Genomic DNA, 6,292 nt, shown 5'->3' with positions numbered 1-6,292 from the left:
CCCCGGCCCGCCGGGTGATGGGTCCGGCCGGTGCCTCAGTGGCGGCGGTACGACGGACGCTGCATCCGGCGCCACCACATCAGGGCACCGCCGATGAGGAGGATGCCCGCGGCGCCGGCGCCCGCGGACGCGGCGATCAGCGGGGTGTTCTCGGAGGTGGTGGCCAGGCCGTCACCGAGGGCGCTCTTGGTGTCGGCGCCGCTCTTCACGGTCTTGCCGCGCGAACCGGCGGTCGGCAGGGCGACGTACGGGAAGTAGTTCTCGAACTTCTTGTCGTTCTTGTCGACCGCGTCACCGAGGTCGTTCTTGGCACCGAGCAGCTCGCCCTCGACGACCTGGAGCGAGGCGTCGATCACGTCGTCGGTGAGGCGGCGTCCGTTCGGGAAGCCCGCGGTGTCGCCGTCGAGGACACCGAGCCGCTTGGGGTCCTTCGCCGGCTCGATGGAGGTGTTGAGGCGCAGCTCCTCGGACGGCGTCACGTACGGCGGCTGGTTGAGGTCCTTGACGCCCTTGAGGAACACGTCGACCAGGTCGTTGCGCGGCTCAGCCGGGGCCTTGACCTTGAAGATCGCCTCGATGAGCTTGGGCAGCTCGGGGTTGGTGACGTTCTTCAGGAACTGGGCGTCGTCCTTCGGCTTGGACGCGTTGAACTTGTCCTTGTCCTTGATCGGGTTGACGACCTCGTTGACCAGCGGGCTGCCGAGGCGGGAGACCTGCTCGTAGTAGCCCTGCGAGTTCTCGCGCTGGATGGTCGACCACATACCGACGATCGGCTGCTTCTCCGACTCGGTGATCAGGTCGTTCGGCACCTGAAGGGCGATCGTGTTGACGTTGTAGCCCTTGAGGGTGTCCCGGCCGGTCTCGGAGAAGTCACCGCCGTACAGCAGGTCGAAGACGCGCAGGTCGGCGAAGAACGGGTCGTCGGCCTGGCCGGCGAACGTCTTGGCGCCGTTGGACAGCTTGTAGATCGCCTGGTCGCGCAGCTTGGAGTACTTCGGCATCGAGGCCTTGCCCACGTTGGACGGCGCCACCGGCACATCGTCCGCGAGCTTGGTCTCGTGCTCGACCTTGCCGTTCTTCTCCTTGATCAGGGTCAGGTCGTAGGTCTGGGTGACGTTCAGGTCGGGGTCGTCCAGGCTCTCGACCACACCGGTGTTGTAGAGGAAGGACTTCCGGTTCTTCACGTTCGTCTTGAACGTGTAGCGGAAGACCAGCTCCTCCTTGGCGTCGCCGTTGTTGTCGATGCGGATGTCGTACTGGGCGTCCTCGGCGAACTGGTAGAAGTTCGGGCCGCCACCGGGCTCCTCGAACGGGATCACGTTCGCGATGATCGTCGTCGTGTCCGGGTGGTCCGGGCTGACGAACGCGTAGAAGTCGGTGTTGTCGTACTGAGGGGTCCCCGAGATGAGGGGGGCCTCGCGGTGGCTGGAGGCCTGAGCCGCCCCCGGGGCGAGAGCGGCGACGCCGGCGGCAGTGAGCCCCCCGGCGGCGAGCGCCCCACAGATGAGAGTCGCGACGCCCTTGCGCCCCGAGCCGCTGTTGGAGATAGCTGCAGTCATGCCGTCCTGCCGTCCGTCCTCTGTGCCAACTTGCCTGACGGACAGTGATACGGAGCAAACGGCCGATCGGATTGGTCAAAAACAAAAAACTTTTTTTCGTTGCCCGACCCGCGTTTCGGCCGCTCGGATCCGTACCCCATCCGGAGGTGTGTCCGTTGCGAATGCCTGGTGTGACGGGACGGCCCGGGTGCGGCCGTGGAGAGGGGGACCGGATGGAGGCGGACGAGCTGCTGGTGCTCGTCGCTGGCGGGGACCAGAGGGCATTCGAGCAGTTGTACGGACTCGTGTCCGGGCCGGTGTTCGGGCTTGTGCGCCGGGTCGTGCGCGACCCCGCGCAGTCGGAGGAGGTCGCCCAGGAGGTGCTCCTGGAGGCCTGGCGCTCCGCGGCCCGCTACGACCCCGGCCGGGGCAGCGCCCTGTCCTGGATCCTCACGCTCGCCCACCGGCGCGCCGTCGACCGGGTGCGCAGCGCCCGCGCCGCCTCCGACCGCGAGCAGCGCGAGGGCCGGCGCTACCACGACCCGGCCTTCGACCAGGTGACGGAGGAGGTGGAGGCGGGCCTCGAACGCCAGTTGGTGCGCCGCTGCCTGGACCGGCTGACGAACCTCCAGCGGCAGTCCGTCACCCTCGCCTACTACGACGGCTACACATACCGAGAGGTCGCCGAGCGGCTGAAGCTGCCGCTGGGCACTGTCAAGACCCGGATGCGCGACGGACTCACGCGGCTGAGGGACTGTCTGGGAGGGGCCGCGTGAGCGTGTTCGGAAAGATGTTCGGCCGGGGGGACCTGCACTCGCTGGCCGCGCCCTACGCCCTGGACGCCCTCGAGCCAGACGAGCGCCGCCGCTTCGAGAAGCATCTCGCCACCTGCGACCGCTGCGCCGCCGAGGTGCGGGCGCTGGCCGAGGACGCCGTCCGGCTCGCCTGGTCCCAGTCGGCGCCTCCGCCGGCCGCGATGCGCGACCGGGTGCTGGCCGCCGTGCGCGCCACCCCGCAGGAGCCGGGGCGTGCGCCGGTGCGGGAGTACGAGCCCCAACTGCCCCCACACGTCTGGGGCACGCCGTCACCGCCGGGACGCTCCCGTGCGCCCCGCGCGCGCCGACCCCTGTTCGTGCCGTTCGCCACGGCCACCGCCGCCGCGGCCCTCGTCGTCGCCTCGCTCTTCGCCGTCCAGGCCAACCACACCCAGGACCAGCTGAACGCGGAACGCGCCCAGGCACGTGAGATCGCCCACGTTCTCGCAGCTCCGGACGCGCGGGCGAACACGGGTACGGACGCCAAGGGCCGCAGTATCGGAGTAATCGCTTCCGCATCCGAGGGCGAGGCGATCGTCACCTTGAGCGGATACGGGAACCTGTCCGGCGGACAGGTGCACCAGCTCTGGCTCATGCGCCCCAACGTGCAACCGCGCTCCCTCGGGCTCTTCGACGGCGACACGCCCTTGGTCGCGACCGGTCTCGACAAGACCTCGACCTCACTGGCTGTGACCGTCGAGCCCGACGGAGGCTCAGCTCAGCCCACCAGCCAGCCTATTGTCCAACTCACCCTGAAATCGGTTGGATTCGGAGAGTGATCGAAAAGAGTACGTCAACCCCCTTGCGGGGAAGGTGATTCCTGAGAGCTCGATACACGCGTGCCCGGATGGAGCGATAGGGTTACCCTGCCCGGGCCGGGTGGACTCGTTACGGGTGGGGAGTGACATGGAACAGATAACGATGCGCAGCAGGGCGAGGGTCCCTGCGATCACCTGCGGGAGCAGTGCGACCAGTTCGCGGCTCGACCGCCATCTCTCGGTGCTGGGTGGCCCCGCCATACCGCAACGGGAGACGGTCGAGGCGACCTCGCTCATGCTGGAACTGACCGCACGCGAACCCGCTCACGCCCGCAACAGGACGGCCCGCGTCTCGCTGTTCGCGCCCCTGCGCCGACTGCGCCGCTCGCTGTTCGGCGGCCGCAAGCACTGAGCCCCGCGCCGAGGACCTGCCCGGCCGATCAGGTCCTGGGCCGCCACACCGTCCCGGCACAGCGCTGCGGTCTCGTCGTCCGTCATCCCCACGGCAGGCGGCAGCGCCTCGGTGTGCTCCCCGAGCGCGGGCACGTCCCCCATCCATCCTCGCCTCCGACCCGCCCGGCAGTGACAGTGATGGGGGCACCTCCCGGTTCACAGGTTCGTCATGCACGAGGGTGCGCGTAGCGCCGTACGGCAAGCGGCGCGAACCCCGCGATCAGGACCGCGCACCAGACCAGCGAGCCCACGACCGGGTGTGCCACCGGCCAGGCGGCACCCTCGGGGACGGGCGCGTTGCCGAACAGGTCCCGCAAAGCCGTCGTCACCGCGCTGATCGGGTTCCACTCGGCGAGCGTGCGCAGCCAGCCCGGCAGGTTGTCCGTGGGGATGTAGGCGTTGGACAGCAGCGGCAGCATGAACGTGGCGCTGCCGAGCTGGCCGGCCGCCTCCTCGCTGCGGGAGGCCAGCCCGAGGAAGATCCCGGCCCAGGTGCACGCGAGGCGGAACAGCAGCAACAGACCCACCGCGCCGACGGCCCCCGCCACCGACCCCTCCACGCGCCAGCCGACCGCGAGCCCCACCAGCAGGAAGGGCACCGTCCCCGCCGCGGTGACCACCACGTCGGCCGCCGCCTGTCCCAGCGGCACCGCCGCCCGGCTGATCGGCAGGGCGCGCAGCCGGTCCGTCACACCCCGGTGGACGTCCTGCGCCGCCTGGAACATCCCGGTCATGATCCCGTTGGCCGCCGTCGCCACCAGCAGACCCGGCACCAGGAACGAGCGGTACTCGGTGCCGGGCATCGCCAGCGCGCTGCCGAACACGTACCCGAAGAACAGCAGCATGGTGATCGGCATGGTCTGGGTCAGGACCACGAGCGCCGGGTTGTTGCGGATCCGCAGGAGCTGCCGGCCCAGCATGGCTGTGCCGTCGTACGCCAGTGCGCTCATGCCGCCGTCTCCTTGTCGCCGCCGTCGCCCTTGGCGCCGCCGTCGCCGCTGTCCGAGTTGTCGCCGGTCAGGCGGAGGAACACGTCGTCGAGGGTGGGTGGTTTCAGGCTCGCGTCGAGCAACGGCACGCCCGCCGCGTCGAGTTCGCGGACCAGTCGGGGGAGGGTGAGCGTGGTGTCGCGGGTGACCGCTCCGACGGCGCCCCGGTCGTGGTCGAAGGACGGTTCGGCGCCGGTGAGCCGGTCGAGGACGGCCGCGGCCTTCGCCAGCGCCCCCCGGTCGGCGACGACCACCTCGGCGTAGGAGCCGATGAGCGCCTTGAGCTGGGCGGGGGATCCGGTCTCGGCCACCCGGCCCCGCTCCACCAGGGCGATGTCGTCGGCGAGCCGGTCCGCCTCCTCCAGGTACTGGGTGGTCAGCAGGACCGTGGTGCCGTCCTGCCTCAACTCGCGGACGGCGTCCCAGATGTCGTTGCGGGAGGCCGGGTCGAGGCCCGTGGTCGGCTCGTCCAGGAACAGGACCGCCGGGCGGCGGATCAGGCTCGCGGCGAGGTCGAGCCGCCGGCGCATGCCGCCCGAGTACGTCGAGGCGGCACGGTCGGCGGCCTCGGCGAGGCCGAAGCGGGCGAGGAGGTCGTCGGCGCGGGCGGCCGGACCGCGCACCCGGTGCAGCCGGGCGAAGAGGCGGAGGTTCTGACGGCCGGTGAGGTCCCCGTCGACCGACGCGTACTGACCCGTGACGCCGATCGCGCGGCGTACGGCCGGCGCCTCCCGGACCAGGTCGTGGCCCGCGACCCTCGCCGACCCCGCGTCCGGGCGCAGCAGCGTGGCCAGCAGCCGTACCGCGGTCGTCTTGCCCGCCCCGTTCGGCCCGAGGATCCCGCAGACGGTCCCCCGCGGCACGGCCAGGTCCAGGCCCCGCAGGGCACGCACCTCGCCGAACCGCTTTTCCAGACCTTCACTAAGTACACCGTACGTAGTAGTCATGGGTTGACCATAGCGCACTACGTACGGTGTACGTAACTACGATAATGGGCGAGGTGATGATCGATGGCGGGCCGAGCGGCCGTACCCGAAGTGATCTGGGCCCGTCCCGAGCGGACGGGCAGGGGGCCGAGGCCCGCGTACACCCGCGCCGACATCGCCGCGGCGGCGGTGCGGATCGCCGACGAGGGCGGCCTCGACGCGGTCTCCATGCGGCATGTCGCCGCCGCGTTGGGCTGCGGGACCATGTCGCTGTACAACTACGTCCCCCGTAAGGAGGACCTGTACGAGCTGATGGTGGACGCGGTCAGCGGTGAGCACGAGGAGTGGGAGCCGGGCGGGGACTGGCGGGCCGACATGCGGAGGGTCGCCCGTGACACGCGGGCGCTCATGCATCGGCACCCCTGGCTGCCGAGGCTCATGTCGCCGGTGTACGGGTTCAGCCCTCACGCGCTGCGGTATCTGGAGCGCTGTCTGGCCTGCCTGGATCCGCTGGAGACGACGTACGGCGTGAAGATGCAGCTCATCGGGATGCTCAACGGGGTGGTGACCATGTACGTCGCCAACGAGCTGGCCACCGCCGAGCGGGTGCGGTCGTTGCCGTGGTCGGAGGAGGAGGAGAACGCGGCGCGGATCGGCTATCTGGGGAGTCAGGTGGCGAGCGGGGCGTATCCGCGGATGGCCGCGGCGTTCATGGAGGATCCGGGGCCGATTGATCTGGAGGCGGTTTTCGGGTTTGCGGTGGAGAGGGTGCTGGATGCGTTTGCTCCGCGGGGGTGAGGGGCGTTTGCGGGG

Annotated in this window: 7 protein-coding genes and 1 pseudogene; 4 read left to right on the top strand and 4 right to left on the bottom strand. The window is 70.2% G+C overall.

Annotated elements, in window-relative coordinates; translation table 11 throughout:
* Positions 1-35: 35 nt before the first annotated feature.
* Entirely contained in the window at positions 36-1,559 is a 1,524-nt protein-coding gene (locus ACLZN2_RS38525) for a DUF4331 domain-containing protein (protein WP_416984247.1), read from the bottom strand.
* Between the two features lie 212 nt (positions 1,560-1,771).
* Between ACLZN2_RS38525 and ACLZN2_RS38520 the strand changes: the two genes are divergently transcribed.
* The 3 genes from ACLZN2_RS38520 (at position 1,772) to ACLZN2_RS38510 (ending at position 3,523) form a co-directional block, all read left to right on the top strand.
* Complete coding sequence (locus ACLZN2_RS38520; RefSeq protein ID WP_416984246.1) at positions 1,772-2,314, top strand: sigma-70 family RNA polymerase sigma factor; 543 nt, start codon at positions 1,772-1,774, stop codon at positions 2,312-2,314.
* Between the two features lie 14 nt (positions 2,315-2,328).
* Positions 2,329-3,132 carry an anti-sigma factor domain-containing protein gene (locus ACLZN2_RS38515; RefSeq protein ID WP_416984250.1) on the top strand — a complete coding sequence of 268 codons (804 nt, stop codon included), beginning with the start codon at positions 2,329-2,331 and terminating at the stop codon, positions 3,130-3,132.
* A 127-nt stretch (positions 3,133-3,259) separates the two neighbouring features.
* Positions 3,260-3,523 carry a hypothetical protein gene (locus ACLZN2_RS38510; RefSeq protein ID WP_416984245.1) on the top strand — a complete coding sequence of 88 codons (264 nt, stop codon included), beginning with the start codon at positions 3,260-3,262 and terminating at the stop codon, positions 3,521-3,523.
* A gap of 38 nt (positions 3,524-3,561) precedes the next feature.
* Here the strand turns inward: ACLZN2_RS38510 and ACLZN2_RS38505 are convergent.
* The 3 genes and pseudogenes from ACLZN2_RS38505 to ACLZN2_RS38495 form a co-directional block, all read right to left on the bottom strand.
* A pseudogene (locus ACLZN2_RS38505) lies at positions 3,562-3,700 on the bottom strand (CoA transferase); the annotation flags it as partial.
* 31 nt (positions 3,701-3,731) lie between these two features.
* Complete coding sequence (locus tag ACLZN2_RS38500) at positions 3,732-4,514, bottom strand: ABC transporter permease (protein WP_416984244.1); 783 nt, start codon at positions 4,512-4,514, stop codon at positions 3,732-3,734.
* On the bottom strand, positions 4,511-5,500 hold the full coding sequence (locus tag ACLZN2_RS38495; RefSeq protein WP_416984243.1) for an ATP-binding cassette domain-containing protein: 990 nt from the start codon (positions 5,498-5,500) through the stop codon (positions 4,511-4,513). Before ACLZN2_RS38495 ends, ACLZN2_RS38500 begins: the two co-directional genes overlap by 4 nt.
* A gap of 63 nt (positions 5,501-5,563) precedes the next feature.
* Here ACLZN2_RS38495 and ACLZN2_RS38490 point away from each other — a divergent pair, with 63 nt between their 5' ends.
* Positions 5,564-6,277, top strand: a complete 714-nt coding sequence (locus tag ACLZN2_RS38490; protein ID WP_416984242.1) for a TetR/AcrR family transcriptional regulator — start codon at positions 5,564-5,566, stop codon at positions 6,275-6,277.
* The last annotated feature ends 15 nt before the right edge of the window (positions 6,278-6,292 follow it).

It is taken from the genome of Streptomyces sp. T028, assembly GCF_048159505.1.
Lineage (GTDB): Bacteria > Actinomycetota > Actinomycetes > Streptomycetales > Streptomycetaceae > Streptomyces.
This window is presented reverse-complemented; position numbering and strand designations above follow the sequence as displayed.